26 protein-coding genes are annotated in these 26,064 nt (G+C 67.7%); 19 read left to right on the forward strand and 7 right to left on the reverse strand.

Annotation, left to right across the window (positions count from 1 at the left end; genetic code table 11):
- Positions 1-80: 80 nt before the first annotated feature.
- Positions 81-2,339 carry an LPS-assembly protein LptD gene (locus tag GRI99_RS10310; RefSeq protein WP_160771953.1) on the reverse strand — a complete coding sequence of 753 codons (2,259 nt, stop codon included), beginning with the start codon at positions 2,337-2,339 and terminating at the stop codon, positions 81-83.
- A gap of 98 nt (positions 2,340-2,437) precedes the next feature.
- Between GRI99_RS10310 and GRI99_RS10315 the strand changes: the two genes are divergently transcribed.
- From GRI99_RS10315 to GRI99_RS10345, 7 genes are all read left to right on the forward strand, one after another.
- Positions 2,438-3,901 carry a leucyl aminopeptidase gene (locus GRI99_RS10315; RefSeq protein ID WP_160771954.1) on the forward strand — a complete coding sequence of 488 codons (1,464 nt, stop codon included), beginning with the start codon at positions 2,438-2,440 and terminating at the stop codon, positions 3,899-3,901.
- Between the two features lie 21 nt (positions 3,902-3,922).
- Entirely contained in the window at positions 3,923-4,075 is a 153-nt protein-coding gene (locus tag GRI99_RS10320; RefSeq protein ID WP_160771955.1) for a DUF2256 domain-containing protein, read from the forward strand.
- On the forward strand, positions 4,075-4,512 hold the full coding sequence (locus GRI99_RS10325; RefSeq protein ID WP_160771956.1) for a DNA polymerase III subunit chi: 438 nt from the start codon (positions 4,075-4,077) through the stop codon (positions 4,510-4,512). The genes GRI99_RS10320 and GRI99_RS10325 overlap by 1 nt, the downstream gene beginning before the upstream one ends.
- Before the next feature lie 19 nt (positions 4,513-4,531).
- Positions 4,532-4,993 (forward strand): hypothetical protein, encoded by a 462-nt coding sequence (locus GRI99_RS10330; RefSeq protein ID WP_160771957.1) that lies wholly within the window; start codon positions 4,532-4,534, stop codon positions 4,991-4,993.
- Positions 4,994-5,077: 84 nt separating this feature from the next.
- Positions 5,078-5,500: a nucleoside-diphosphate kinase gene (ndk, locus tag GRI99_RS10335; RefSeq protein ID WP_160771958.1), complete on the forward strand. Its 423-nt coding sequence runs from the start codon at positions 5,078-5,080 to the stop codon at positions 5,498-5,500.
- A 112-nt stretch (positions 5,501-5,612) separates the two neighbouring features.
- Positions 5,613-6,020, forward strand: coding sequence for a nuclear transport factor 2 family protein (locus GRI99_RS10340; RefSeq protein ID WP_160771959.1), 408 nt, complete (start codon positions 5,613-5,615; stop codon positions 6,018-6,020).
- Between the two features lie 83 nt (positions 6,021-6,103).
- A complete protein-coding gene (locus GRI99_RS10345) occupies positions 6,104-6,355 on the forward strand; it encodes an HP1242/YdcH family protein (protein ID WP_160771960.1) in 252 nt (83 codons plus the stop codon).
- A 6-nt stretch (positions 6,356-6,361) separates the two neighbouring features.
- On the opposite strand, the gene purN is transcribed toward GRI99_RS10345, so the two are convergent.
- Positions 6,362-7,318 (reverse strand): phosphoribosylglycinamide formyltransferase, encoded by a 957-nt coding sequence (gene purN, locus GRI99_RS10350; RefSeq protein WP_160771961.1) that lies wholly within the window; start codon positions 7,316-7,318, stop codon positions 6,362-6,364.
- A complete protein-coding gene (gene purM, locus GRI99_RS10355; RefSeq protein WP_160771962.1) occupies positions 7,311-8,408 on the reverse strand; it encodes a phosphoribosylformylglycinamidine cyclo-ligase in 1,098 nt (365 codons plus the stop codon). Before purM ends, purN begins: the two co-directional genes overlap by 8 nt.
- A 69-nt stretch (positions 8,409-8,477) precedes the next feature.
- On the opposite strand from purM, the gene GRI99_RS10360 reads away from it, so the two are divergent.
- The 4 genes from GRI99_RS10360 to GRI99_RS10375 are packed head-to-tail and all read left to right on the forward strand — an operon-like array spanning position 8,478 to position 11,500.
- Positions 8,478-9,752, forward strand: a complete 1,275-nt coding sequence (locus GRI99_RS10360) for a heavy-metal-associated domain-containing protein (RefSeq protein WP_202393032.1) — start codon at positions 8,478-8,480, stop codon at positions 9,750-9,752.
- Positions 9,753-9,783: 31 nt separating this feature from the next.
- The gene (locus GRI99_RS10365; protein ID WP_160771964.1) at positions 9,784-10,392 is read left to right on the forward strand and encodes a P-loop NTPase family protein; all 609 of its coding nucleotides are present in this window, start codon (positions 9,784-9,786) and stop codon (positions 10,390-10,392) included.
- Between the two features lie 50 nt (positions 10,393-10,442).
- Positions 10,443-11,141 carry a serine O-acetyltransferase EpsC gene (gene epsC, locus GRI99_RS10370; protein WP_160771965.1) on the forward strand — a complete coding sequence of 233 codons (699 nt, stop codon included), beginning with the start codon at positions 10,443-10,445 and terminating at the stop codon, positions 11,139-11,141.
- Positions 11,141-11,500 carry a DUF2794 domain-containing protein gene (locus GRI99_RS10375; RefSeq protein WP_160771966.1) on the forward strand — a complete coding sequence of 120 codons (360 nt, stop codon included), beginning with the start codon at positions 11,141-11,143 and terminating at the stop codon, positions 11,498-11,500. The genes epsC and GRI99_RS10375 overlap by 1 nt, the downstream gene beginning before the upstream one ends.
- On the opposite strand, the gene GRI99_RS10380 is transcribed toward GRI99_RS10375, so the two are convergent.
- Entirely contained in the window at positions 11,497-12,171 is a 675-nt protein-coding gene (locus tag GRI99_RS10380; protein ID WP_160771967.1) for an HAD hydrolase-like protein, read from the reverse strand. The two genes, GRI99_RS10375 and GRI99_RS10380, sit on opposite strands and share 4 nt — an antisense overlap.
- Before the next feature lie 62 nt (positions 12,172-12,233).
- On the opposite strand from GRI99_RS10380, the gene glmU reads away from it, so the two are divergent.
- From glmU to GRI99_RS10415, 7 genes are all read left to right on the forward strand, one after another.
- Positions 12,234-13,607 (forward strand): bifunctional UDP-N-acetylglucosamine diphosphorylase/glucosamine-1-phosphate N-acetyltransferase GlmU, encoded by a 1,374-nt coding sequence (gene glmU / locus GRI99_RS10385; protein ID WP_160771968.1) that lies wholly within the window; start codon positions 12,234-12,236, stop codon positions 13,605-13,607.
- Positions 13,604-14,110 carry a hypothetical protein gene (locus tag GRI99_RS10390; RefSeq protein ID WP_160771969.1) on the forward strand — a complete coding sequence of 169 codons (507 nt, stop codon included), beginning with the start codon at positions 13,604-13,606 and terminating at the stop codon, positions 14,108-14,110. Before glmU ends, GRI99_RS10390 begins: the two co-directional genes overlap by 4 nt.
- A gap of 28 nt (positions 14,111-14,138) precedes the next feature.
- Positions 14,139-14,411, forward strand: coding sequence for a ribbon-helix-helix domain-containing protein (locus GRI99_RS10395; protein WP_160771970.1), 273 nt, complete (start codon positions 14,139-14,141; stop codon positions 14,409-14,411).
- Positions 14,408-14,776, forward strand: a complete 369-nt coding sequence (locus GRI99_RS10400; RefSeq protein WP_160771971.1) for a PIN domain-containing protein — start codon at positions 14,408-14,410, stop codon at positions 14,774-14,776. Before GRI99_RS10395 ends, GRI99_RS10400 begins: the two co-directional genes overlap by 4 nt.
- Positions 14,777-14,793: 17 nt before the next feature.
- The gene (glmS, locus tag GRI99_RS10405) at positions 14,794-16,617 is read left to right on the forward strand and encodes a glutamine--fructose-6-phosphate transaminase (isomerizing) (protein ID WP_160771972.1); all 1,824 of its coding nucleotides are present in this window, start codon (positions 14,794-14,796) and stop codon (positions 16,615-16,617) included.
- A 58-nt stretch (positions 16,618-16,675) separates the two neighbouring features.
- Entirely contained in the window at positions 16,676-19,030 is a 2,355-nt protein-coding gene (locus tag GRI99_RS10410) for a putative bifunctional diguanylate cyclase/phosphodiesterase (protein WP_337192901.1), read from the forward strand.
- A gap of 162 nt (positions 19,031-19,192) precedes the next feature.
- Complete coding sequence (locus GRI99_RS10415; RefSeq protein WP_237438265.1) at positions 19,193-20,782, forward strand: sulfatase; 1,590 nt, start codon at positions 19,193-19,195, stop codon at positions 20,780-20,782.
- A gap of 11 nt (positions 20,783-20,793) precedes the next feature.
- Here the strand turns inward: GRI99_RS10415 and purQ are convergent, their stop codons facing one another.
- Positions 20,794-21,465 (reverse strand): phosphoribosylformylglycinamidine synthase subunit PurQ, encoded by a 672-nt coding sequence (purQ, locus tag GRI99_RS10420; RefSeq protein ID WP_160771974.1) that lies wholly within the window; start codon positions 21,463-21,465, stop codon positions 20,794-20,796.
- Positions 21,465-21,698 (reverse strand): phosphoribosylformylglycinamidine synthase subunit PurS, encoded by a 234-nt coding sequence (gene purS / locus GRI99_RS10425; RefSeq protein ID WP_160771975.1) that lies wholly within the window; start codon positions 21,696-21,698, stop codon positions 21,465-21,467. Before purS ends, purQ begins: the two co-directional genes overlap by 1 nt.
- A gap of 188 nt (positions 21,699-21,886) precedes the next feature.
- On the opposite strand from purS, the gene GRI99_RS10430 reads away from it, so the two are divergent.
- Entirely contained in the window at positions 21,887-23,035 is a 1,149-nt protein-coding gene (locus tag GRI99_RS10430; RefSeq protein ID WP_160771976.1) for a PepSY domain-containing protein, read from the forward strand.
- A gap of 82 nt (positions 23,036-23,117) precedes the next feature.
- Here the strand turns inward: GRI99_RS10430 and GRI99_RS10435 are convergent, their stop codons facing one another.
- Positions 23,118-26,009 (reverse strand): M16 family metallopeptidase, encoded by a 2,892-nt coding sequence (locus tag GRI99_RS10435; protein ID WP_160771977.1) that lies wholly within the window; start codon positions 26,007-26,009, stop codon positions 23,118-23,120.
- Between the last annotated feature and the right edge of the window lie 55 nt (positions 26,010-26,064).

A 26,064-nucleotide genomic window follows, 5' to 3' on the forward strand; every position in this document is an offset into this window, starting at 1 on the left:
CTGCATCCGGCAGGCTGAACCCAAGCTGATCGGCCTGATAGCCGCTTTGCCCGTGGATGCCAACGCGCGCAGCCCGGCTATCAGCGGAATCCGATGTTGCGTAAGGAGAAATTGACGCGGAACGAGTTGCCGCGCCGTGCATCGGCCAGCGCCACGAAATCCCGTCGCCAGGTGAAGCTCATCTCCAGGCAGTCGTCCGAATAGGCCACGCCCAGCCGGGTGCGCAGTGGCTCGAACCCGTCCGAGTTCAGCGTGGGATCTTCCGCCCGGTTGGTAAGGTTGGTCACCGCCGAGCCGAACACCGACCAGTAGCGGGCAAAGGTGACGCGGCCGGCCACGCGCAGTTCCTCGCGGTCCTGCAAATCCTCGAAGGTCACATCGACATCGCGGTTGAGGCGCAGGTAGCCCACTTCCACATAGTTGCGATCGTTGCCGAAGGTGGCGTCGATCTCGTTGCGGCGCACCGCCAGGTTGTCCTTGTCCAGCCGGAAGCGGTGGGTGAACTTGACCACGTCGCGATAGCGCACCGTGCTGCGGCCCACGAAGTCCGAGAACTGCTCGTTCAGGCCCGTGCCATCGGGGAACAGGGCGGCGCGGTCGGTGAGACGATAGGATTGCCCGAAGCTCGATTCCAGCCGCCAGCCGGGCAGGTTGGCCTGCCAGTCCAGGCCATAGGTCATGCGCACGCCGTCTTCCACCCGGTCATACCCGGCGAAGCGGTTGAGCGCGAAGAGGTTGCTGTCCTCCAGGTCGATGGCGCGGGCATCCTCGTTCGGGATGGCCAGGTTGCGTGTGGGCGGCGTGGCCACCAGTTGCACGCGCGGGGTTATCACCTGCGTGCCGCCCAGGAAATCGCCCAGCAGCGGCCACTTCACGTCCACCGCAGTCGTGGCCACGCCGCGCATCTGCCAGCCGGGCAGGCCGCGATAACTGGGCGTCTGCGTCAGCAGGTTCTGGTCGGAATTGTAGGCATCGCCGCGCACCAGTGCGGTCAGCGTCACCTCCTGGCCCAGCGGGGTGATGCGGCGCATGTCCCACTGCGCGCGGACGAAGGCGCGCTGCGTGTCCTGCCCCTCGGCGCGGGTGATCGCCAGGGTGTTGGCCTGCAGGCTGACCCGCCCGCCGAGTACCGGATTGCGCAGCCGCAGCCGGTAATCCAGCAGCGGCAGGGCCAGCGGCACGGTCTTCTGGTCCTGCGGGATCAGCAGGGCCTGGGTGGCCCAGCCGCTGATCGACAGGTAGCTGTCGGCATCGATCCGCTCGATGTTGAAGGTGGAGCGCAGGCGATCCTCGCGCGTGATGTCGTACCGGCGCAGGAAGGTGCGGTCGCTCGCCACGCGCAGCGATCCGGTGACGCTCCAGTTGGGATCGAGCTGCCAGCGACCGTTGGTGAACAGGTAGCCGCGCAGTTCCTCCTGCGCGGTGGGCACGGTGGAATTGAGCGGAATGCGCGTGGAATAGGTGCCATAGGCGCTGACCTGGAAGGCCCCGGTCTGGTTCAGTTGCCGGTACTGGGCCGACACCATGGGCACCGCGCCGGTGTAGAAATAGCCCATCAGGGTCAGGTCGCGGTTCTCGGCCAGGCGCCAGTAATAACCCTGCGACAGCTCGAAGCCGTTGCTGGCGGAATAGCCGGCATCGGGCATCAGCACGCCGCTGGCGGGGCTGCCGTCGGCGCTGAGCACCAGGCCGGGCAGCGGCAGGACCTGCGCCCCGAACAGTTCCAGGTGCGCGCCCTCGAAGCGGATCCGCTGGGTGGTCGAATCGTAGAACACCCGTCGCGCGGTGACCCGCCAGCTCGGGTCCCTAGGGCAGCCCTCGGCATCGACCACGGCGCAACTGGAATAGGCGGCCATGTCCAGCACGATGTCGCCCGCATCGTCGCGCCGGGCCATGTCGGCGGCCAGCCGCCCGCCCTGGCGGAAGGCGAGCAGCATGTTGCTCATCGCGCCGGCCTTCAGCTCGTCGGTCAGTTCCAGCCGTTCGGTGAACAGCTGGTTGCCGTCATCGTCAACCAGTTGCACGTTGCCGGTGGCCACGATCTCGCCGCTGGTGCGGTTCCATGTGATGGCATCGGCACGCACCGACTGGTCGCCGGAACGGGCCAGTACATTGCCGGTGGCGGTCACCGTATCGGCGTTGTTGTCATAGGCCAGCCCGTCCGCCTCGAAAGCGATCTCGCGCCCGGCCAGCGGGTTTTCTGCCGCCTGCTCCTGGTCCTGCGCCGCCACGGGAGCGCCGTGGACGATAGATACGCCAAGCAGGCCGCAGGCAAGCAGGTGCCGGGCAGACAAGCAGGTGGGCAAGCCTTGCGGCGGCAACTTGGCGGGGGGGAGCATGGCTTGCCTATCGCACCGGCGCGCCTTAACTGCAACGCAGCAATTGGCGGCATTTCCAACAGGCCGCTGCTCCCCCGTTTCCGTTTGCCGGAGTTACCATGGACATTTCCTTTACCGCTGCTGCCCTGTCCTCGCTGCCCCGCCTGCGGGCTCGCCTGGTCGACCAGGACAGCTTCCCCGCCGATCTGCCCGCCACCACGGCCGCCGCCGCTGCGGCCTCGCGCTTTTCCGGCAAGGTGGGCCAGGTGTTCGAGACTTTTGCGGACGAGGGCGGCACGCTGGTACGGCTGGCGCTGGTTGGCGGGGGCAAGGCGGCGGGCGAGGACCGCATCCCCAACCTGGAACGCGCCGGGGCGGCGCTGGCGGCGCGTTACCTGACTTCGGGCGAGGAAGCGCTGGTGCTTGAGGCGGACGGTTCCAGCATGGATGCGACCGGCGTGGCCGCCTTCCTGCTGGGCCTGCGCCTGCGCGCCTGGCGCTGGGATGCCTACCGTACCAAGCTGAAGGACGAGCAGAAGATCACGCTCAAGGCTGTCAGCGTAACCGGCGCGCCGGAAGGCACCGAAGCCGCCTGGGCCGAGGCCGGGGCGCTGGCCACCGGGGTGGAGTTCACCCGCGAACTTGTGGCCGAACCCGCCAACGTGATCTACCCGGAAAGCTTCGTGGAACGCTGCCAGGCCCGCTTTGCCGGAACCGGCGCGGAAGTGTCCGTGCTGGACGAAAAGCAGATGGCGGACCTGGGCATGGGCGCGCTGCTGGGCGTGGCCCAGGGCTCGGCCCGGCCGCCGCGCATGCTGGTGATCCGCTGGCAGGGCGGGGCTGCGGGCGAGGCGCCACTGGCCTTTGTGGGCAAGGGTGTCACCTTCGATACCGGCGGCATCAGCATCAAGCCCGCCGCCGGCATGGAAGACATGAAGTGGGACATGGGCGGTGCGGGCGCGGTGGCCGGGGCCATGCTGGCGCTGGTGCTGCGCAAGGCCAAGGCCAACGTGGTGGGCGTGTGCGGCCTGGTGGAGAACATGCCCGATGGCAATGCCCAGCGCCCCGGCGATATCGTGACCACGATGAGCGGGCAGACCGTGGAAGTTATCAACACCGACGCCGAAGGGCGGCTGGTGCTGTGCGACGCGCTCACCTGGGTGCAGCGCGAGTTCAAGCCGAAGACCGTGGTCGACTTCGCCACCCTGACCGGGGCGATGATGATTGCGCTTGGCAGCGAGCACGCGGGCGTCTTCGCCAACACCGATGACCTGGCCGACAAGCTGCTGGCGGCCGGCAAGGCCAGCGGCGACAAGCTGTGGCGTTTCCCGCTGTCGGCCGAATACGACCGGCTGATCGACAGCCCGATTGCCGACATGAAGAACGTGGGGCCGCGCTTTGCCGGATCGATCACCGCGGCGCAGTTCATCCAGCGCTATGTGGAGTCGGGCGTGGCCTGGGCCCACTGCGACATCGCCGGCATGGTCTGGGCCGACAAGCCCGGCGCTACCTGGGACAAGGGTGCCACCGGCTATGGCGTGCGGCTGATGGACCAGTTCGTGCGCGCAACGGTGGAAGGGTAAGCAGGCGGAAGGTCCGTTTTCATGCCGAAGATGCGCAAGAAGGCGGACCTGCCCAGCAAGCTGTGCGCGGCTTGCGGCTTGCCGTTCGCCTGGCGCAAGAAGTGGGAGCGGGATTGGGACAACGTGCGCTTCTGCTCTGAACGGTGCCGCAGCGCCAAAGGGAAAACCGTTTGATGCGCCTCGGCTTCTATCTCTCCGGCAACCAGCCCGTGGAGCGGGTGCTGCCGCTGATCGCCCGCGCCGCGCTGGGGCAGGGGCAGCGGCTGCTGGTGGTCTCGGGCGATGACGAGCAGATCGTCCGGCTGGACAATGCGCTGTGGGAGCACCAGCCCGAGCATTTCCTGGCCCATGGCCTGGCGGGCGGCCCGCACGAGGCGCGCCAGCCGATCCTGCTGGCCGATGGCTGCGCTGCTGCCAACGGGGCCGAGCTGCTGGCCCTGGCCGATGGCGTGTGGCGCGAGGAAGCAGAAGCCTTTGCCCGCGTGTTCCTGTTCTTCGACGAGAGCGGCCGCGCCGCCGCCCGCCAGACATGGCGCCAGTTCGACAGGCGCGAGGACGTGGAGCGCGAATTCTACGAGCTGGACGGCGGCAAATGGGCCCGCAAGGCCTGACCACGAGAGGACAAGACCCATGCGTTTCCCAACCCTGATCGCCGCCGCCACCCTGCTGCTGGCCGCCTGCGGCTCTGCCGGAGACGATGCCGCCGCACCGTCGGCGCAGGCTTCCGCCGGGATCAGCATTACCGGCGATGATGGCGAGGAAGTGCAGGTAGCCGGGGGAGACGAGGCGCTGGCCGCGCTGCCGCCGGGCTTTACCGCCTATCCCGGGGCACAGGTCACCAGCTCCACCGCCATAGCCACCGGCACCGGCGGCGGGGTGATCCTGGTGATGCAGACCGACGATCCGGTGGCGGACGTGATCGAGTTCTATACCACCCAGGCCACCGCCGCCGGGGTGCGGCTGGATGGCACGGTGACCACCGGCTCCAACACGTTGATCGGCGGCGAGGGCGAAGATGGGCTGGCCTTTTCCGCCAGCGCGGCAGACGGGCCGGATGGCACGATCGTGCAGCTTACCGTGGGGCGTGACTGACGTTTCAGCACGCTTGCCCTGCGGCTGCGGGGCCGCTAGGGGCGCGCACCAGCAGATCACCCCCTTATATCGAAGGACAAGACCATGGCGGTTACCCGCACTTTCTCGATCATCAAGCCCGATGCCACGCGCCGCAACCTGACCGGCGCGGTCACCAAGATGCTGGAAGAAGCCGGCCTGCGCGTCGTCGCCTCCAAGCGCATCCACATGACCCGCGAACAGGCCGAAGGTTTCTATGCCGTGCACAAGGAACGCCCCTTCTTCGGCGAACTGTGCGAGTTCATGATGAGCGAGCCGGTGGTGGTGCAGGTGCTGGAAGGCGAGGATGCCGTGGCCCGCAACCGCGAAGTGATGGGCGCCACCAACCCGGCCGATGCTGCCGAGGGCACCATCCGCAAGACCCACGCCCTGTCGATCGGCGAGAACACCGTCCACGGTTCGGATAGCGACGAGAACGCCGCGATCGAGATCGCCTACTTCTTCAAGCCGGAAGAAATCGTCGGCTGATCCTGCCCTTCGGGGCAATTAACCCTGATTTTTGATACCTTTGCTTCCGGGCGGCAGTCGTGATACGATTGCCGCCCGGCTGGTTTTCATCCAGCGGCAAGGGGGCTCTGCCATGTTCGGTCGGCACCGTTCACCCAAGGATGTGGCATTGGCCTTTGTCGCGGCGTGCAACGCGCGCGATATCGCAGGCGTAAAGGCCCTGCTCGATCCCGCCATGGTGTTCAGCGACAGCCGGGGCGAACGGCTGGAGGGGGCCGCCGCCGTGCTGGAGGCCGTCGCGCGCGTCAACGCCGTGGCGCCCGACCTGCGGGTGGAGATCGACCAGGCGGTGCAGCGCGGTGAGCTGGTCCTGCTGTCGGGCCGCTCGCTGTCTGCCAATCCTGCGCTTACTGTGGCCACCCAGTGGAGCGCGCGGGTACGCAAGGGGCTGCTGGTGGAATGGCAGGCTTTCGGCCGCCCGGCAGACGGTTCGCTGGTGGGCCTGCTGCGGGCGCTGGGCCATAACGGCGAAGGCAAATAGCGGGTTTGACCTCGCGCAAGGCGCGACGGCCCCGGGGCGCTAGACTTGTGCCAGACAACGGCAAGCAACAGGAGGATCAGCCCATGTCCCACACCCCGCACGAACTCGCCGCCGAATTTCCGCAGGATGCGGCCATCATTCACAAGCTGAAGATCAGCGACCCGCACTTCGCCAATCTGGCCGACACCTATCACGATCTGAACCGCGAGATTCACCGCATCGAAAGCGAAGTGGAAGCCGCCAGCGACGAACGCACCGAAACATTGAAGAAGAAGCGCTTGGCCCTGGCCGACGAGATCGGCGCGATCCTGGCGAAGGCGCGGGCGGAAGCCTAAGGCCGCCTAGAACTCGTCCGCCACATTCATCAACCGGGTGAGGCGGGCAGGGGCCACGGCGCGCCAGCTGCGTTCGATCCAGCCGCGCACGTGGTCCCAGTCCAGGTCGGGCCGGTCAAGGATCAGCCCGATCCAGCCGCCTGCGCCCCAGTAGGCGGGCTTGCAGTAGACCTCGGGCTGCTGCTCCACCAGCGCGTGCAGTTCGTCCAGCCCGCTTGTCTTGACCACCAGCAGCACGTGGCGGTCACCGTGGTGGCGATCGGCCATGAAGGCGAAGAACTTGCCGCTCTTGCCCGCCAGCTTCCATCCGGGCGATCCGTGGCTGGTGCGTGCCTCTGCTTCGGGCATCTGAATCGCCAGGTCGCCCACGCGCGCGGTCAGCCATTCGGAGTTGTAGGGGCGGCTCACATATTCCGCCAGGGCGCGCGAATAGATCTGGTGTTCGGCGATCAGCACACGGGCGGCCAGCTTTTCTGCCGTATCGCCCGGCTGCACGGCCACTTCGGCCTGCGCTAGAAGGGGGCCATCGTCGAGCGCGGCGGTGACCACGTGGACGCTGGCCCCGGCCTTGCTGTCGCCTGCCGCCAGCGCCCGTTCGTGGGTGTGCAGGCCCTTGTACCTGGGCAGCAGCGAGGGGTGGATGTTGAGGATGCGGCCGTCCCAGCCCGAGACGAAATCTGCCGGCAGCACGCGCATGAAGCCTGCCAGCGCAATATACTCCGCACCCGCAGCGCGGATGGCGGCATCGAGCGCGGGGAACAGTTCATCCTTGCTCAGCTTCGGTAGCCGCGCCACCGGCACGCCCTCGGCCTCGGCCAGGGCGATGCCGCCGCAATCGGCCTTGTCGCCGCTGACCAGCACCACCTCATAGGGGCAACCGGGCTGGCGGCTGGCATAAAGCAGCGCGGCCATGTTGGTGCCGCTACCGGACACCAGTATGGCGACGCGCGCCTTGTCAGGCATTGTGGGTGGCTTCCCAGGCCTCACGGGCGGACCAGGTTTCGGCCGAACCCTTGACCGTGCAGCCCTTGGGGCCTTCGGTGATTGCGCCGATGCGGAACACGGTTTCCCCCGCCGCTTCCAGGCGGCTGGTCACTTCGGCCACGTTGGCCTCCGTCACCGCCAGCACCATGCCAATGCCGGTGTTGAAGGTGCGTGCCATCTCCGCCGGTTCGATGTTCCCCTGCGCCTGCAGGAAGGCCATCAGGCGCGGCAGGGGCCAGCTATCGGCATCGATCACCGCATGGGCGCCCGCAGGCAGCACACGCGGCACGTTTTCCAGCAGGCCGCCGCCGGTGATGTGGGCCAGCGCATCGACCAGCCCGGCGCGGACCACGGGCAGCAGGCTCTTCACATAGATCCGCGTCGGCTCAATCAGGTAATCGAGCAGCAGCCTTTCGGCATCGAACAGGGCGGGGCGGTCCAGCTTCCAGCCCTTGTCCGCCGCCAGCCGTCGCACCAGCGAATAACCGTTGGAATGGACACCGCTGCTGGCCAGCCCCAGCAGCACATGGCCCGGAGCCACCCGGTCACCCGTCAACTGCTCGCCGCGTTCCACCGCGCCCACGCAGAAGCCCGCCAGGTCATAATCGCCCGCAGCATAAAGCCCCGGCATCTCCGCCGTCTCGCCGCCGATCAGCGCGCAGCCGGCGATCTTGCAGCCTTCGGCAATGCCCGCAATCACCCGCTCGGCAATGCCGTTTTCCAGCTTGCCGGTGGCGAAGTAGTCGAGGAAGAACAGCGGCTCCGCGCCCTGCACGATCAGGTCGTTCACGCACATGGCGACCAGGTCGATGCCGATGGCGTCGTGCCGGTCATGGTCGATGGCCAGCTTGACCTTGGTGCCCACGCCATCGTTGCCCGCCACCAGCAGCGGATCCTTGTAGCCCGCCGCGCGCGGATCGAAGAAGCCGCCGAAGCCGCCGATCTCGCCATCGGCGCCCGGGCGGGCGGTGGCCTTCACCAGCGGGCCGATGGCCTTGACGAGGCGGTTGCCGGCATCGATCGAAACACCGGCCTGCTCGTAGGTATAGGATGGGGTGTTGGAAGTCATGCCCAGCCCTTGGCGCATTCGGGCTTGGATTTCCACTCGCCTTTCGCCAAAAGGACCGCGATTTCCCCGATGCCAAGCCAAGCAGCCCTTTCCATCGCGCCGTCGCACCGTCCGCTTCTGGCGCTTGCCGCGCCGGTGCTGCTGGCGCTGGGCGTAGTGGCGGGCGGATCGCTGCTGGCGCAGGTGGGCGGTGACCGGGGCATCATGCCCGTGGCCAGCAGCACCGATATCGAGGTGCGCGGGATCGAGGTGAACGTCACCGGCGACAATGCCGATGATGCCCGCCGCAAGGGGTACGAAGAAGCCCAGCGCAAGGCGTGGGAGCGGATCGGTGGCCCGGCCATCAGTGATTCGCAGTTGCAGGGCATGGTCGGCGCGATCCTGATCGAGCGCGAGCAGATCGGCCCGCGCCGCTATGTCGCGCGCCTCGGCGTGATCTTTGACCGGTCGCGCGTGGGCGGCGCGCTGGGCGGGGCAGGGGGCGCGGCCCGGTCGGCCCCCATGCTGACCCTGCCGGTGCTGTTGAGCGGCGGCACGGGCACCATGTTCGAAACCCGCACCGCCTGGCAGCGGGTATGGGCGGAAACCCAGTTCGGCGCTTCCACCATCGATTATGTGCGGCCCGAAGGGGCGGGCGGCGAATCGCTGCTGCTGACCTATGGCCAGACCGGCCGCCGCAGCCGCAACTGGTGGAACACCATCCTGGACCAGTTCGGCGCGGCCGACGTGCTGGTGCCGATTGCCCGGCTGGAGTACGAATATCCCGGCGGGCCGGTGCGCGGCCATTTCACCGCCCGCTATGGCCCGGACAACCGCTGGCTGGGCGAGTTTGACCTGCGCGCCGACAGCCCGGCGCAGGTGCCCGCCATGTTGGAGCAGGCGGTGACGCGGATGGACGGCATCTTCCGCCGCGCCCTGGCGCAGGGCGTGCTGCGGCCCGACCCCTCGCTGGCGCTGGAGAACTTCGAGCTGACGCCGGAACTGCGCGCCCTGCTGGAAGAAGGCATGGCGGCCGAGGCGGCAGAGCGGGCGCTGGCGGCGGGCGAAGTGCCTGCGCTGGCGGCGGAGGCCGTGCTTGATGGCGCACCGGCCACGCCGGCAGCGGCGATCACCACCATTACGGTGCAGGCGGCAACCCCCGATCCGCGCTCGTTTGACAGCACCCTTGGCGCCTTGCACGGCGTTGGCGGGGTGCGCGGCGTGGCGGTGACCAGCACCGCCATCGGCGGCACCTCGGTGATCCAGGTCACCTATGCCGGCGACATTGCCACACTCGCCGCAGCCCTCAGGGCGGCAGGCTGGCGCGTTACCGAAGGCGGCAACGCGCTGGCGATTGCCCGCTGAGGCGGTGCGGGCGGCGGAGCGCGTCCCCCCGATGTCGCAGATTGCCCTGCCGCTGACCGCCGGAACCACCGGCCCCGCGCGTATCGTGATCGGTGCCGCCAACGACCGCGTGGCGCAGGCGCTGGGCCAGCCGGAGAGCTGGCCCTTCGGCACCGCCGTGCTCACCGGCCCGCCGCGGTCGGGCAAGAGCCTTTTCGCCCGCTGGCTGGCGGCCACCGGCACGGCGGAGGTGATCGACGATGCCCACCTGCAGCCGGAGGAGGAGCTGTTCCACCGCTGGAACCGCGCCCGCGAACAGGGCCGCCCGCTGCTGCTGGTGGGCGGCACGCCGCCCTGGACCATCGCGCTGCCTGACCTGAAAAGCCGCCTTGGCGCTGCCCTGCACCTGGAGATCGGCCAGCCGGACGATACCATGGCGGGCGAACTGCTGCTGTCGCTGGCGGCCGAGCGGGGCCTGCCGCTGGGCCCGGATGCCGCCGCCTACCTGGTCCCGCGTGCGCCGCGCACCCAGGCCGACATCGAGAAACTGGTGGCCATGATCGACCGCTTGAGCCTGGAAAGAAAATCCCCACCTACGCTGTCTATCTGGCGCGCTGCGCTTGAGGCATTGCACGGGCCCGAGGAGCCGCGCTTGCTTTGATCGGCGTTTGATGAAACAAGGTTTTCCACAGCAACGGGTCAAGTGAAGCGATGTTCGACAAGCTGATATCCTACCTGGATTCGGTCAGAGCGCGGGACCCTTCGCCCCGGTCACGCGGGGAAATCCTGCTCTATCCCGGAGTCTGGGCGCTGGCTTTCCACCGCGTGGCGCACTGGCTGTTCGTGGGGGAGCTGTATTTCCTGGCCCGCCTGGTCAACCACCTCAGCCGCTGGCTGACCGCGATCGACATCCATCCCGGCGCCACCATCGGCAAGAATTTCTTCATCGACCACGGCTTTACCGTGATCGGGGAGACGGCCGAGATTGGCGACAACGTGACCATCTACCAGTGCGTCACCCTGGGCGGCACCAACCCCACCAACGGCGTTGGCGGCAAGCGCCACCCCACCCTGAAGGACAATGTGATCATCGGGTCCGGTGCGCAGGTGATCGGCCCGATCACCGTGGGCGAACGCGCCCGCGTGGGGGCCAATGCCGTGGTGACCGATGACGTGCCCGAAGGCGCGACGATGATCGGCCTCAAGGCCCGCAGCACCCTGGTGCCGGCGGAAACGTGGCTGCGCGAATTCATCCCCTACGGCACCCCGTGTGACGAGCCGTGCGAAAGCGAGAACGGCCGCATCGATGCGATGGAGCGCGAACTGGCCGCCTTGCGCGCCGAGCTGGCCGAACTGCGGCAGGCGCGCAAACCCGTGGCCGCCACGCGCAAGAGCGGGACCGACGGCTGATGGCGGGCTCACCCCAGGGGGCCACCATCGTTCCCTTTCCCGGCCACCGTGCTCCCCTTCAGGTGGGCTTCGAACGCGCCGAGCTGGCGCGCATCCTTGACCTCTACGGCCGCATGGTCGCCGCTGGCGAATGGCGCGACTATGCCATGAGCTTCACCCGCGACTATGCCGCCTTCAGCGCCTTCCGGCGCACCGCCGACCAGCCACAGATGCGGGTGGAAAAGCGCCCCGAACTGCGCGGGCGGCAGGGAATGTGGGCGCTGTTCGGCGAACACGGCCAGGTCCTGAAGCGCGGCCACGACCTCTCCGGCGTGCTGGCCCCGATCGAGCGGCGGCTGGTGAAGGCGGTGGAAAGCTAGCCGAGGGCTTGCAGTGCCCCCACAAGCTGGTCGAAGTGGTCGATCAGCAGGTCCGCCCCCAGTTCCGCTGGCGGCACATCGTGATAGCCGAAGCTGAGGGCCACCACCGGCATCCCGGCATTGCGCGCGGCCAGCACGTCGAAGGTGGAATCGCCCACCATGGCAAAGCTGCCGCCGCCGCAGCGGCCCACGGTTTCGTGGATCAGGTCGGGCGCGGGCTTGGCGCGTTCGCGGCCCAGCGTGTCGCCGCCCACGATGCTGGCGAAGCGGTGGGTCAGCCCCAGTTCGGCCAGCAGCTTCAGCGCCAGGTCTTCCGCCTTGTTGGTAACCACTGCCAGCAGCACGCCGCGCGCGGCCAGATCGTCTAGCGCGGCCAGGCAGCCGGGGTAGGGCACGGTGCCTTTTGCGATATTGGCCGTGTAATGCTCCAGCAGCACGCCCACCAGTTGCTCGAACCGGGCGCCGTGGACAGGCCCGCCGGTCACCTCCAGCGCGCGTTCCAGCATCCGCCGCGCGCCGCCGCCGATCAGGCCGCGGGTGACATCAAGGCTCACCTCCGGCCGCCCCTCGGCGCGCAAGGCCACGTTGACCGCCGGGCACAGGTCCAGCGCGCTGTCCACCAGCGTGCCATCAAGGTCGAAACCCACGATACGGAAGGGAAAGTTGGTCATATGCCTGCAGCCTGTGGCTGAGCCTTGTGGAAACCGCAACGATTTGGTGGCATGGCCCCAACATGACCGATACCCCCGATCTTGCCGCTCCCGTCGCCGTCGTCATCCTTGCCGCGGGCAAGGGCACACGGATGATGAGCGCCACCCACAAGGTGCTGCACAAGATCGCCGGCAAGCCGATGATCGAGCACCTGCTGGACCAGGTTGACCAGATCGGTGCAGAACGCACCGTGGTGGTGGTGGGCGAGGGGCGCGAGCAGGTGGAAGCGCGCCTGGCCGGCCGTGTCAGTTTTGCCGTGCAGGATCGCCAGCTTGGCACCGGCCATGCGGTGATGCAGGCGAAGGATGCGCTGGCAGGCTTCACGGGCGATGTGCTGGTGATGTTCGGCGATGTGCCCTTCATCCGCGCCGATACCATGCTCGCCATGTTGAAGCGCCTGCACGGCGAGGACGCGCCCGCCGCCGTGGTGCTGGGCTTCAAGCCGTGGGACGCGCGCCAGTATGGCCGCGTCATCACCGAAGGCGATACCATCGTGAAGATGGTGGAATACAAGGACGCCACCGACGAGGAGCGCGATTGCCCGCTGTGCAATTCCGGCGTCATGGCGGTGCGCGGCGACGTGCTGTTCGCCCTGCTGGGCCAGGTGGGCAACAACAACGCGCAAGGTGAATTCTACCTGCCCGATGTGGTCAACGTGGCGATCCGCGCAGAGGTGCCCTGCGCCGTGCTGGTTACCCCCGATCCGGACGAGGTGACCGGCATCAACAGCCGCGAGGAACTGGCCGCTGCGGAGAGCCACTGGCAGCACGGCCGCCGCGCCAAGGCCATGGCGCAAGGGGCCACGCTGGTCGCGCCCGAAACGGTGTTCTTCAGCCACGATACCGTGCTGGGCAAGGATGTGCTGGTGGAACCCAACGTGGTCTTCGGCCCCGGTGTGACGGTGGCCGACAACGTCACCATCCGCGCCTTCAGCCACCTGGAAGGGGCCACCCTGGCCGAAGGGGTGGAGATCGGCCCCTATGCCAGGCTGAGGCCGGGTGCCGTGCTGGAAACGGGTGCCAAGGTGGGCAACTTCGTGGAAGTGAAGAACGCCACGCTGGGCGAAGGGGCCAAGGCCAACCACCTGTCCTACATCGGCGATGCCACGGTAGGCGCGCGGGCCAACATCGGCGCGGGCACCATCACCTGCAACTATGACGGCTATTTCAAGCACCGGACCGAGATCGGCGCCGGCGCGTTCATCGGCAGCAACTCCGCACTGATCGCGCCGGTCTCGATCGGCCGCGATGCGATCGTGGCGGCGGGCAGCGCGGTCAGCCGCGATGTCGCCGATGGCGAATTGCGAATGGTGCGCGCCGAGCAACTGGTGAAACCGGGCTGGGCCGACCGCTTCCACGATGCGATGAAGAAGAAGAAAGAGGCGGCGAAGAAGTGAGCGACGAGGGTTACATGGACGAGCGCGAGCACAAGCTGGCCTACCTGCTGCAGGTGGGCCTCGACACCGCTTTCGGCCGCATGTCCGAGGGGCGGCGGGTGATCCCCTTTGCCGTGCGTGTGGCGGGATCGGGCGCAGTCGATATCTATCGCGTCGCCAGCGAGGAAACCGATACGCCGCTGGACCAGCTCTATGCCATCGTGGAGCAGGCCATGGCTGACCAGGCCGACGCCCATGACCTGCAGGCGGTGGCGCTGGTCGCCCCGGTCCAGGGCGAGGAGCGCGTGCTGGGGCACGGTTTCTTCCAGGCGATTCGCGTGCATCTGGAAATGCCCGACTATGCCCGCCTGGTGTTCCAGCCCTATCGCATCGATGCCGGGGGCGAGGGCGAGAAGAGCCAGCTGGCCCTGGGCAAGCTGGTCCCCGAGGCAGTGGGCCGGGCAGTGTTCGGCGACGAATCCGGCGGCAGGATGGTAGGGACTACGCTGTTCGCCTTGACATGATATCATGATATGATATCAATATATCATCATGGCACGGTTTCTCGTCGACATTCCTGAAGAAGATCTGGCGCGGCTGGATGCGCTGGCCAAGGCTGAAGGCAAGTCGCGCGCGGCAATCCTGCGCGAGGCGGTGGCCGATTACATTGCCGCCGAATCGAAGCAGGGTTTCGAGAAGTATTTCGGCCTGTGGGAGCGGCATGGCTCCACTGTCGACGGGCTGACCTATGAGGAACAGATGCGCAGCGAGTGGCCGGATGCACCGGTGCTGGCCACGCCCAAGACAAAGCGCACCGCTGCGTGAGTGAGCGCTTCTTCGATACCAACATCGTGATCGACATGCTGCACAACAGGCCTGCTGCATGGGCCGAGGTGCGCGCCGTCAGCCGCGCCTGGATCAGCCGGATGACCTGGATCGAGGTCATGTCCGGGGCACCTGACAACCTTGCCGCCGAAACCGAGGAATTCCTCCGGCTGTTCGCCATGAGCGAGATCGACGAGGAGATCGGCCGCCGCGCTGCGGCGCTGCGGCACCAGCGCAAGTCGCTCAAGTCACCCGATGCCATCATCCTCGCCTCGGCACAGGTTTCCGGGCGTATCCTGGTGACACGAAATACCAAGGATTTCCCGGCAGAGATGCCCGGCATCCGCGTTCCCTATACCCTCTAGTGAAAGCCTGAAGCAGCATGTGTGGAATTATCGGCATCGTCGGCAAGGAACCGGTGGCAGACAGGCTGATCGACGGCCTCAGGCGGATGGAATACCGCGGCTATGACAGCGCCGGCATCTGCACCCTGGCGGGCGGTGGACTGGTGCGCCGCCGGGCAGAGGGCAAGCTCAACAACCTGGTGCGCGAGGTGGCGGCCAATCCGGCCCCCGGCCTCGTCGGCATCGCGCACACCCGCTGGGCCACCCACGGCGCGCCCACGGCGGTCAACGCCCACCCGCACGCCACGGGCGAGGTGGCAATCGTGCATAACGGTATCATCGAGAACTTCGCGCAGCTGCGCGCCGAGCTGGAAGGCCGCGGCCGCCGGTTCGAAAGCCAGACCGACAGCGAGGTGGTGGCCCACCTTGTCTCCGAACAGGTCGAGGCGGGGAAGGGGCCGCAGGAAGCCGTGGCCGAAGTGCTGCCGCGCCTGCGCGGGGCGTTTGCCCTCGCCATCGCCTTCCGCGCCCATCCGGACATCCTGATCGGCGCGCGCCTCGGCTCTCCGCTGGTGGTGGGGTACGGGGAAGGGGAGATGTACCTGGGGTCGGACGCGCTGGCGCTCGCCTCGCTGACGCAGCGGATCACCTACCTGGAAGAGGGCGACTGGGTGGTGATCGACCGCCAGCAGGCCCGCGTGTTCGATGCCAATGGGGCTGCGGTGGAGCGGCCCGTGGTGGCCAGCGGCGCCAGCGCGGCAGCGATCGAGAAGGGCACCTTCCAGCACTTCATGCAGAAGGAGATCTTCGAGCAGCCGACCGTGGTGGCGCAGACCCTGCGCTCCTACCTGCGGCCACTGGAGCGGCAGGTGGCCCTGCCGCAGATGGACTTCGACATCAGCCGGATCGAGCGCGTGACCATCGTCGCCTGCGGCACCAGCTACTATGCCGGCATGGTCGCCAAGTACTGGTTCGAAAGCTTTGCCCGCGTGCCGGTGGACATCGATTTCGCCAGCGAGTTCCGCTATCGCGACCCGATCCTGCCACCCGGCGGGCTGGCGCTGTTCATCAGCCAGAGCGGCGAGACGGCCGATACCCTGGCGGCGCTGCGCCACTGCAAGGCCAACGGCCAGACCATCGCCGTGGTGGTCAACGTGCCCACCAGCACCATGGCACGCGAGGCAGACCTGCTGCTGCCCACCCACGCGGGGCCGGAAATCGGCGTGGCCTCCACCAAGGCCTTCACCTGCCAGCTTGCCGTGCTGGCCGCGCTGGCAGCGCACTTCGCGGTGAAGAAGGGGCGCCTGTCTGCCGAGCAGGAGGCCGAGATCGTCGCCCACCTGCTGGAAGCGCCGGCCTGCCTCAACGCCGCGCTGGACCACGATGCCGAGATCAGGGCCATGGCCCCGCTGATCGCCCCGGCGCGCGACGTGCTGTACCTGGGCCGCGGGCAGGACTTTCCGCTGGCCCTGGAAGGCGCGCTGAAATTGAAGGAAATCAGCTATATCCACGCCGAAGGCTATGCCAGCGGCGAGATGAAGCACGGGCCCATCGCGCTGATCGACGAGGCCGTACCGGTGATCGTGATCGCCCCCAGCGGCCCGCTGTTCGAAAAGACCGTTTCCAACATGCAGGAAGTGCGTGCGCGTGGCGGCAAGATCGTGCTGATTTCCGATGCCGAAGGGCTGGCCGAGGCGGGGGTAGGCTGCCTCGCCACGATCGAAATGCCCAAGGTCCACCCGCTGATCGCCCCGCTGGTCTATGCCGTGCCGGTGCAGTTGCTGGCGTATCACGTGGCCTGCGTGAAGGGCACCGACGTGGACCAGCCGCGCAACCTGGCGAAATCGGTGACGGTGGAATAGTGCTTCCCCACTGCCCCGGCTTTACCTGAAGCTAACGCTTTAAACGTATCGCAGGGGCGTGACGCAGAATTTCTCACTATTGCCCAGCCTGCCGCTCAACCTGGGCGCGAAGGAAATCATCGGGTTGAAGGATCCGGTGGAGGGCGATTGGGCGCGGCTGCGGTCCCTGCAATATCGTGACCTTCACCGCCACGCCATGCTGCGCGTGGCCGGCCACTCGATGGCGGCGGCGATTGCCGTTTCGCTGCTGCATGACGACAATCCCTGGTGGTTGCTGGCAGCCTGGCTGGTCCTGGTGGCCCTGGCCGTGTTCAACACGGTGAAGATCGAACACCGCCTGTCCAACATTGACAGCCGGGTGATGACCCGCAGCGAATTCACCGGCCATGCCCGGGCCATCGCCATGATGGCCGCGCTGTGGTCGTTGCCGATGCTGGGCCTGTTCACCTTCGGCGACGAGGGCGATCACCACGCGATGTGGACCGTGCTGGCCATGTTGGCGGCGGGATCGGCCGCCAACATGGCCCAGGCGCCCATCTCCTCGCTGGTCTGGGCCAGCGTCTGCGGCCTGGCCTCGGCCATTTCCTTCGTCATTTCCGGGGAGCCGCTGCTGGCCATGTCCAGCCTGGCCTTCAGTGCCATCATCATCGTCGGGTCGGTCTCCACTGCGCGCACGTTCCTGATCGCCCGCATCGCCGAGGCGGGAGCGGCGGAGAAGGACGAGGTGGTCAGCCTGCTGCTGCGCGAGTTCGAGGAGAACGAGGCCGACTGGCTGTGGCAGGTCGATCCGCAGGGCCGCATCCGCGCGGCCAGCCCGCGCTTTGCCTTTGCCCTGGGGCTCGATCCCAAGCAGGCCGAGGGCCAGCGGCTGATCGAACTGGTGGCCGGCGAGCGCTGGCAGGCCGGGACGCTGCCCCCTTCGCTGCACGAGCTGGCCGAACGGCTGAAGCGCCGCGAGAGTTTCTCCAACCTGACCGTGCAGGCCGAATTCGCCAGCGGGCGGCGCTGGTGGGAGCTTTCGGGCACCCCGGCGTTCGACGATTCGGGGCGGTTCACCGGTTTCCGCGGCGTGGGCAGCGATGTGACCGAGCAGCGCGAATCGTCGGAAAAGATTGCCTGGCTGGCGCGCTATGACACGCTGACGGGCCTGCCCAACCGCCTGATGCTGACCGAAAGCGTCAACGAGGCGCTGCGCTATTCCGCCCAGTGGAAGGCCCGCTGCGCCTTCCTGATGATCGACCTCGACCGCTTCAAGTCGGTCAACGATTCGCTGGGCCACCATATTGGCGACAAGCTGCTGGCGCAGGTCGCGCAGCGCTTGCAGCAGGTGATCGGCCCCAACGAACAGGTCGGCCGGCTCGGGGGTGACGAATTTGCCGTGGTGGTGCGCGATGCCTCGCGCGCCAGCTATGTGGCGGACCTGGCGCAGGCGATCATCGCTGCCATCGCCGCACCCTATTCGGTGGACAACCACACGCTGTACATCGGTGCCTCGATCGGCTCTGCACTGGGCCCGCGTGACGGGTCCAACGTGGAAACGCTGATGCGCAACGCCGACCTGGCGCTCTATCGCGCCAAGGACGAGGGCGGCAACGCCCACGCCCGGTTCGAGCCGACCCTCCACGCCAATGCCGAGGAGCGGCTGAAGCTGGAAGCATCCTTGCGCCACGCGATCGGCAAGCAGGAACTGGAGCTGGCCTTCCAGCCGGTGGTCAACACCCGCAGCGAGCACGTGGTCAGCTTCGAGGCGCTGCTGCGCTGGAACAGCAAGGATCATGGTTTCGTCAGCCCGGCCAAGTTCATCCCCCTGGCCGAGGACACCCGCCTGATCGTGCCGATCGGCGAATGGGTGCTGCGCGAGGCCTGCCGCGAGGCGATGACCTGGCCCAACGCCATCCGCGTGGCGGTGAACGTTTCGGGCGAGCAGTTGCTGGAACCCAACTTCGCCAGCACCGTGGTGCGCGCGCTGGCCGATACCGGCCTGCCGTCACACCGGCTGGAGGTGGAAGTAACCGAAAGCGTGTTCCTGCGCGATGGCCGCACCGCGCGCCAGACGCTGGAGGAAATCCTGGCCCTGGGCTGCTCGATCGCGCTTGACGATTTCGGCACCGGCTATTCCTCGCTCGGATATCTGCGCACGCTGCGCTTCTCCACCATCAAGGTGGACCGCAGCTTCGTGCAGGGCGCGGCGCAGAACAACGCCGAGAGCCTGGCGATCATCAACGCGGTGGTGGCCATGGCCAACAGCCTGGAGATGTCCACCACGGCCGAAGGCGTGGAGGATGCCGCACAGGCGGCGATGATCCGCGACCTGGGCTGCACCAAGATCCAGGGCTACTACTTCGGCCGCCCCATGCCGGCGCTGGAAGCGCGCAGCCTGGTGGTTAAGCGGCGGAACATCGCCGCAGCCTGATCGGCCGCACCTGCGTTGGCAGGGCCGACTAATTCCGCCGGCCGCGAATTACCTTGCAAAGCGAGAAGCTGTGAGCCAATTGGTCTTACCTAATTTGCGGCTCTGATCTGATCGAATATGAACTGGTCAGGCCAATTTGGCGAGAGACCAGCTATGCGATCCATGCGGAAAACTCTGAAGGCAGCCGCCCTGGCAACCGCAGCCCTGGTGCAGCTTGCGGGCTTGCCGGCGGTCAGTGCGCAGGAATCGGCTCCTGCCGCCGCGCCTGGGGAGGCGCAGGTTCACCGCCCCAACGTGCTGTTTATCATCGCGGACGACCTCAACGCCCGCATCGCGCCCTATGGCGGGAAGGCCATCACGCCCAACCTGGACCGGCTGGCTGCGCAGGGCGTCACCTTTGACCGGGCATACAGCCAGTATCCGTGGTGCGGACCCAGCCGGGCTTCGTTCCTCACCGGTACGCGGCCCAACACGGTGGGGGTGATCGACCTCAACACGCCGATCCGCACACACCTGCCGGACATTGTGACCCTGCCGCAGTATTTCCGGCAGAGCGGCTATCACACTGCGCGCGTGGGCAAGATATTCCACCAGGGGGTGCCCGGCGGTGTGGGCCGTGACGGGCTGGACGACCCCGCTTCGTGGGACGAACGCTACAATCCTTCCGGCTGCGACATGCAGGCGCTTGATCGGCTGGTTAACCTGACGCCGGGGATACCCTATGGCGGGGCGCTGACCTATCTGCGCCATGAGTGCGGAGATGCCCAGCAGACCGACGGGATGGTGGCCACGCAGACCATTGCCCTGCTGCGCGAGGCTGCCGCCAACGGCCAGCAGTTCTTCATCGCCGCCGGCTTCTATCGCCCGCACGTTCCCGAAGTGGTGCCGGAAGCCTGGTTCGATCTCTATTCGCCGGAGCAGGTGGTCATTGCCCAGACCATGCCGGAGCAGCTTGCCGCCGTCCTGCCCGCCTCGCGCACCTGGACGCCCGACAACCTGGGCATGACGGCGGACGAGCAGCGCCAGTTCATCCATGCCTATTACGCGGCAACCAGCTTCATGGATGCCCAGGTGGGCCGGTTGCTGGCCGCGCTGGACGAGCTGGAGCTGGCCGATGACACCATCGTGGTCTTCACCAGCGACCACGGCTTCCTGCTGGGCGAGCACGGGCAGTGGCAGAAGCAGCTTCTGTTCGAGGAATCGGCCCGCGTGCCGCTGATCATCCGCGTACCGGGCACCCGCAATGCCGGGCAGCGTTCGCCGCGGACGGTGGAGATGGTCGATATCTATCCCACTTTGACCGATCTTGCCGGGCTTCCCCATTACAGCCGCAACGAAGGCGAGAGCCTGACCCGGCTGCTGGATCAGCCCGATCTGGATAGCTGGACCAAGCCCGCGCTATCGCAGGTGACCGGCGGGCGCAGCGTGCGGACCGAGCGCTATCGCTATACCGAGTGGGAAAGCGGCCGCCGGGGACGCGAGCTGTACGATCATTCCAGCGACCCCTTCGAGCAGGTCAACCTGGCCGACGATCCGCGCTATGCGGGCGCAGTTGAACTGCTGCGTGCGATGCTGCCGCCCGAACCGGTCGAGGCTTTGCAGGACCGGTCGCAATACGATCCCGAAAACGACTGCCTGCGTGCCTCCGCCCGCTACGCCGGTGCGCCGCGCACCGCGCCGGGTGGCGCGCCCGCAGGTGGCGGCGGCGGTGACGGGATCATGGGCCTGGCGGTCTGCCCGGCGGCGGGCTAGCCCGCGCGGCTTCAGCCCACGCTCAACGTGGCAAACACACTCTCGAACAGCGCGCGGCCATCGGTGCCGCCGTGGTCGGCTTCGATCGCGCGTTCGGGGTGCGGCATCATGCCCAGCACGTTGCCGGCATCGTTGAGCACGCCCGCGATGTCGCGCTGCGAGCCGTTGGTCGGTTCGGCATAGCGAAACGCCACGCGGCCTTCGCCTTCCAGCCGGTCGAGCGTCGCCTCGTCAGCGAAGAAGTTGCCGTCATGATGCGCCACGGGCACCTGGATGACCTGTCCGGCCTGGTAGCGGCTGGTGAACAGGCTCTGGCTGCTCTCCACCCGCAGCGGCACGGTGCGGCAGATGAAGGTCTGCCCGGCATTGCGCATCAGCGCGCCCGGCAGCAGGCCGGCCTCGGTCAGCACCTGGAAGCCGTTGCACACGCCCAGCACCGGCACGCCTTTGCCGGCGGCGGCGATCACGCCGCGCATGATCGGGCTCTTGGCCGCCATCGCGCCGCTGCGCAGGTAGTCACCATAGGAAAAGCCGCCGGGCAGGGCGATGAAATCCAGGCCATCGGGCAACTCGGCATCGCCGTGCCACAGCCGCAATGGCGCGCGGCCGGAGATCTTTGCGATCGCATCGGCCATGTCCCGGTCGCAGTTGGAGCCGGGGAAGGTGATGACCGCGGCGCGCATCAGGCGACCTTCTCGATCCGGTAGTTTTCGATGACCATGTTGGCCAGCAGCTTGCGGCACATCTCGTCCAGCGCCTCGTCACTGGTCGAATCGGCCACGTCCAGCTCGATCAGGCGGCCCACGCGGACATCCTCCACGCCGGTGAAGCCCAGCCCCTCCAGCGCGTGGTGGACGGCACGGCCCTGCGGATCGAGCACGCCGGACTTGAGGCTGACGAAGACGCGGACTTTCATGGGGCTTGGCCTCGCTCTGCTGCTGTAAGGAGTCGCTTTGCTGGGTCCGCCTATGGCGCTGGCGGCGCGCAAGGGCAAGGGTGGGCAGAGCCTGGCAATGCGAACGGTCATACCAGAAAGTGCAATTTGCGACTTGGCGGGGCGATAGGGCCGCATTACGCGCTGATTATCTGGACTGGAGAACATTCGTGAGCAGCAAGGCCGCCCCCTACCTCTCGCCCCGTGCCCGCCGTCGGCAGGTGTGGCTGCAAATCCACCGCTGGCTGGGCATCGTCCTGCTGGTCCCGATGGCCCTGCTGGGCTTCTCCGGATCGCTGCAGGTCTGGCCGGAAGAGACAGTGGCCCTGTTCAACCCGGAGCGCGAGGTGGCCGCCACGGCCGACCCCGCCATGCTCAACGTGGACCACGTGGCCGCCGCGCGCGCGGCGCTGGCCGAATACGGCACCATTGCCGAGATCGAACTGGGCGAGCCGGGCACGGCCATTGTCGCTACCTCGGTTCCCTATTCTCCGCCGCAGCTTGGCAGCCGCGGGCCGGTGGCGCGGCAGGTGTGGGTGGACCCCGACAGCGCCGAGACGATCGACAGCGGCGACACCGCCGATTTCATGAGCTTCATGCACCTGCTGCACGGCATCCTGCTGATCCCTGAAGTGGGCCGCCAGGTGGTGGGGATCATGGGCTTGTTCCTGGTCATTTCCGGCGTGTCGGGCATCGTCATCTTCTGGCCCGGCCTGCGCCGCGCGGTGCAGGCGCTGAAGTGGCAGAAGCGCAGCGGGGCCATGTTCAACCTGCACCGCCAGTCGGGCTTCCTGCTCTCGCTGGTGCTGATCTTCGAGGCCATCAGCGGCGCGTGGATTTCCTTCCCCGGCTTCTTCGCCTCGCTGATCGAGCCTGGGGTTGAGCAGCCGCAGCGCCGCCGCCCCGGCGGGCCGGAGGGCACCCCGATGGAGGCGGAGCCCGCCGCCTGGATGGCCGCCGCGCAGAGCGCGCAGGCCGCCTATGACGGTCGCCTGACCGGCATCCGCGCGCCGATGGAGGAAACGCAGGCCTGGACCGTGACCATGTCCAGCCCGGGCAAGACTGCCGAAGTGACCGTGCCGCTGGCCGGCGGCGCGCCGCAGGTGAAGGAAGAGGTTGCCCGCCAGGGACCGCCGCCGCCCACCACCCGCGCGGGCGCGGTGGCCGGCTGGATGCGCGGCGCGCACTATGCCACCATCGGCGGCTTCGCCTGGCAGGTGCTGGTGTTCCTCAGCGGCTGGGCGCTGACTTTCCTCGCCATCAGCGGCGTGTGGGTGTGGGGCCGGCGCGAACTGTTCGGGAAGAAGAAGGCGCGCTGATTTACCGCCACCCGTTCGAGGCGAACGAAGTCGAGACAGGTCAAACGGCCTCTCGACTTCGCTCGAGGCGAACGGAGAGCAGCTATTGCTGTGCAGCGGGTTCCGGCAGCACCACGATCTCCAGCCGTTGCGCCGGATCGAGGTAGCGCTGGGCCATGGCGTGGAGGTCTTCCGCCGTCACGCTGCGGATCGTCTCCTGCCCGGCCATGTAGCGCTGCAGCCTGTCGGGCTGGGTCTGCGCGCGGTCGACCAGGCCGATCCAGCCGCCATTGGTCTTCAGCAGGTTCTCGTAGGTCTCGATCAGCGGGGCGCGGGCGCGTTGCAGCACGTCGGCATCCACCGGGGCGGCGCGCAGCGCGCTGACCACATCCAGGATCGCTGCGCGGGCCGCTTCCACCTGGTCCGGCGCAATCTCGGCCCCCACCGACATGGTGCCCCAGCCGGGATAGACGCGGCTGGTGTTGCTGTCGGCCACGGGCGAATACGTCTGGCCCAGTTGTTCGCGCAAGGAGTCGGTCAGTTGCAGGCGCAGCACGCGGCCCAGCAGGTCCAGCTCCAGCGCCGCGCGCAGGTCCTCGCCGTCGCGGGTGGGCCACATCATCCGTATCAGCGCCTGGTTGGCCTCGCCCTGGTGATAGAGCGTGCGGGGGGAGCGGTCGGCGGTGAAGCTGCGAACACGGTTTTCCGTGTATTCCCCGAAGGCCGTTTCGCGCGGGGGCAGGGCACCCAGCGTGCGGGCGACCAGGGCGATGGTCGCCTCCTCGTCGAAATCGCCCACCAGCGCCAGTTCCATCGCCCCGTTCTGCCAGCGCTCGCCGATCGACTGGCGCAGGCCGGCAAAGGTCAACGCCTGGTAGGCCTCCGGCGATTGCAGGGTGAAGCGCGGGTCCCCGTCGGACAAGATGCCGCCCAGCGCGTTGCCCAGCGTGCTGGCGGGCGTTGCATTGATGCGGGCGAAGAAGTTGGCCAGGCTGCGGCGATACTGTTCCTCGCCCGTGGGGCGATAGCCGGGATCGGTCACGGCGGCGGCGATCAGTTGCAGTTGCAGCTCCAGGTCGCCCGGCGTGGTGGTGCCGGATAGCTGGAACGTCTCGTCGCCAGCGCCGATGTTGATGCCCACCTGCTTGCCGGCCAGGATCGTCACCAGCTCGTCCAGCGTATGGGCACCCAGGCCGCCGGTGATCAGCGAACTGGTCATGGCCGTGGCCAGCGGGTTCTCGCGCGTGTCGAGCAGCTCGCCGCCATCGATGTTGAGCTGCACCGAGACGCGGTTCTCCTGCAGGTCGGTGCGCTTGAGGTTCAGCTTGAGGCCGTTGGCGAAAGTGATCGTGCGGATGCCGAGCAGCGGTTCCACCACGTCGCTTGCCACCGTGCCCACGGGGCCGAAATCGGTATAGGCGAACTGGCCTGCGGCTGCTTCCTCGCGCGCCACCAGCGGGGTGGCCATGCCGGCATCCCACGCGGCGCGCAGGGCGGCCTCGCCCCCGGCGGGCGCGGTGCGGCCGGAATAGCGGATCAGGGGGTTGTCCAGCGACACGGCATCGGCCTGCAAGGCGGCCAGCACGGCTTCCGGCGTGATCAGCGGCTCGTGCTGGATGAAGCGCTCCAGCGCGCTTTGCGGCGTGGTGGGCACCTGCGCGTCTTCCAGCAGTGTGAGCGCGCCGGTGATGAAATTGCGGTTATCGCGCGTGGCCGCCCCCGCAGCGTTCGCTTCCAGCGAGGCGCGCAGGTTGGCCACCTGCTCGGCCACTTCGGCCGGGGTAAAGCCGAATTGCAGGGCGCGGCGGTATTCCTCCTGCGCGGCGGCCAGGCCGCGCTGCCATTCGCCCTCGGCGGCCTGCACCACCAGCGAGGTGGAGCGCGCCTCCTGGAACACTTCCTCGGTTACGAAGCCGGCCCCGCGGAACGGTGGGTTCTCGTCACGCTGCAGACGCTGCAGGCGGCGGTTGACGATGGCATAGCCGATCTCGCGCAGCACCCGTTCGCGGCGGGTGGCCACGGTGTCGGGCCGGTCGATCCACGGCGCGGTGCGGGTGGCGGTCACCTGCTCGGCCAGCGCCGGGTCCAGCCACACCTGCGTTTCCCCGGCGCGGGCAAAGTCGAACGGGCCGGCATTGGCCGGTTCCTCCACGGTGGGCGCGGTCCAGCCGGCAAAGTGCTGGCGCACGGCGGCCTCTACCGCTGCGGCATCGAAATCCCCCACCACGATGATCGCGGCGTTATCGGGCCGGTACCAGCGGGTGTAGAAATCGCGCAGCCGCTGGCTGGTGGCGGTGCCCACGCTCTCGGGCGATCCACCCAGCCAGTTCTCGGCAAAGGCCGCGCCGGGATAGAGGAATTTCAACTGCGCCAGCGAGTTCTTGAGCTGGTAGGTATCACGAACCCGCAGCTCGGACTGCACCACGCCGATCTCGCGCGCCACGGCATCCGGGTCCAGCGTCAGCTCGCTGGCGGTCTCGCGCATCAGCATCAGCGCGGTATCCAACAGCGCTGGATCGTTGCGCGGCAGATTGAGCTGGTAGAGTGTGCGGTCGAAACCGGTGCTGGCATTGGTATCGGGCCCGAAGGCCAGCCCCTCGCGCTCCAGCAGGTGGACCATTTCGCCCTCGGGCACGCGGGTGCTGCCGTTGAAGGCCATGTGTTCCAGGAAATGGGCAAAGCCGGCCTGGTCTTCCTCCTCGCCCAGCGAGCCGGTGTTGATCCACAGGTAGACCATGCCCTGGCCCGCGGGGGTGCCGTTCTGGCGGATGATGAACTTCAGGCCGTTGTCCAGCACGCCAATGCGATAGCCGGTATCGAACGGCAGGTCGGACCCCGCGATGCCGAACGCCTCCAGCAGCGCCGGATTGACCGGCGCGGTGACGTGGTGGATGACCTGTTCCGGGTGCTGGTATTCCGGGGCCTGGGCCAGCAGGGGGGCGGGAAGGGTGACGGCAAGCGCGCTGGTCAGCGCGAAAAAGGCACGCAGGTTCATGGCCCGCTTGATGGCGCAGGAATGCTGAACGGGCAATTGCTTATCATCCGCGCCA

The sequence above is a fragment of the Alteraurantiacibacter buctensis genome (genome assembly GCF_009827655.1).
Classification (GTDB): domain Bacteria; phylum Pseudomonadota; class Alphaproteobacteria; order Sphingomonadales; family Sphingomonadaceae; genus Alteraurantiacibacter; species Alteraurantiacibacter buctensis.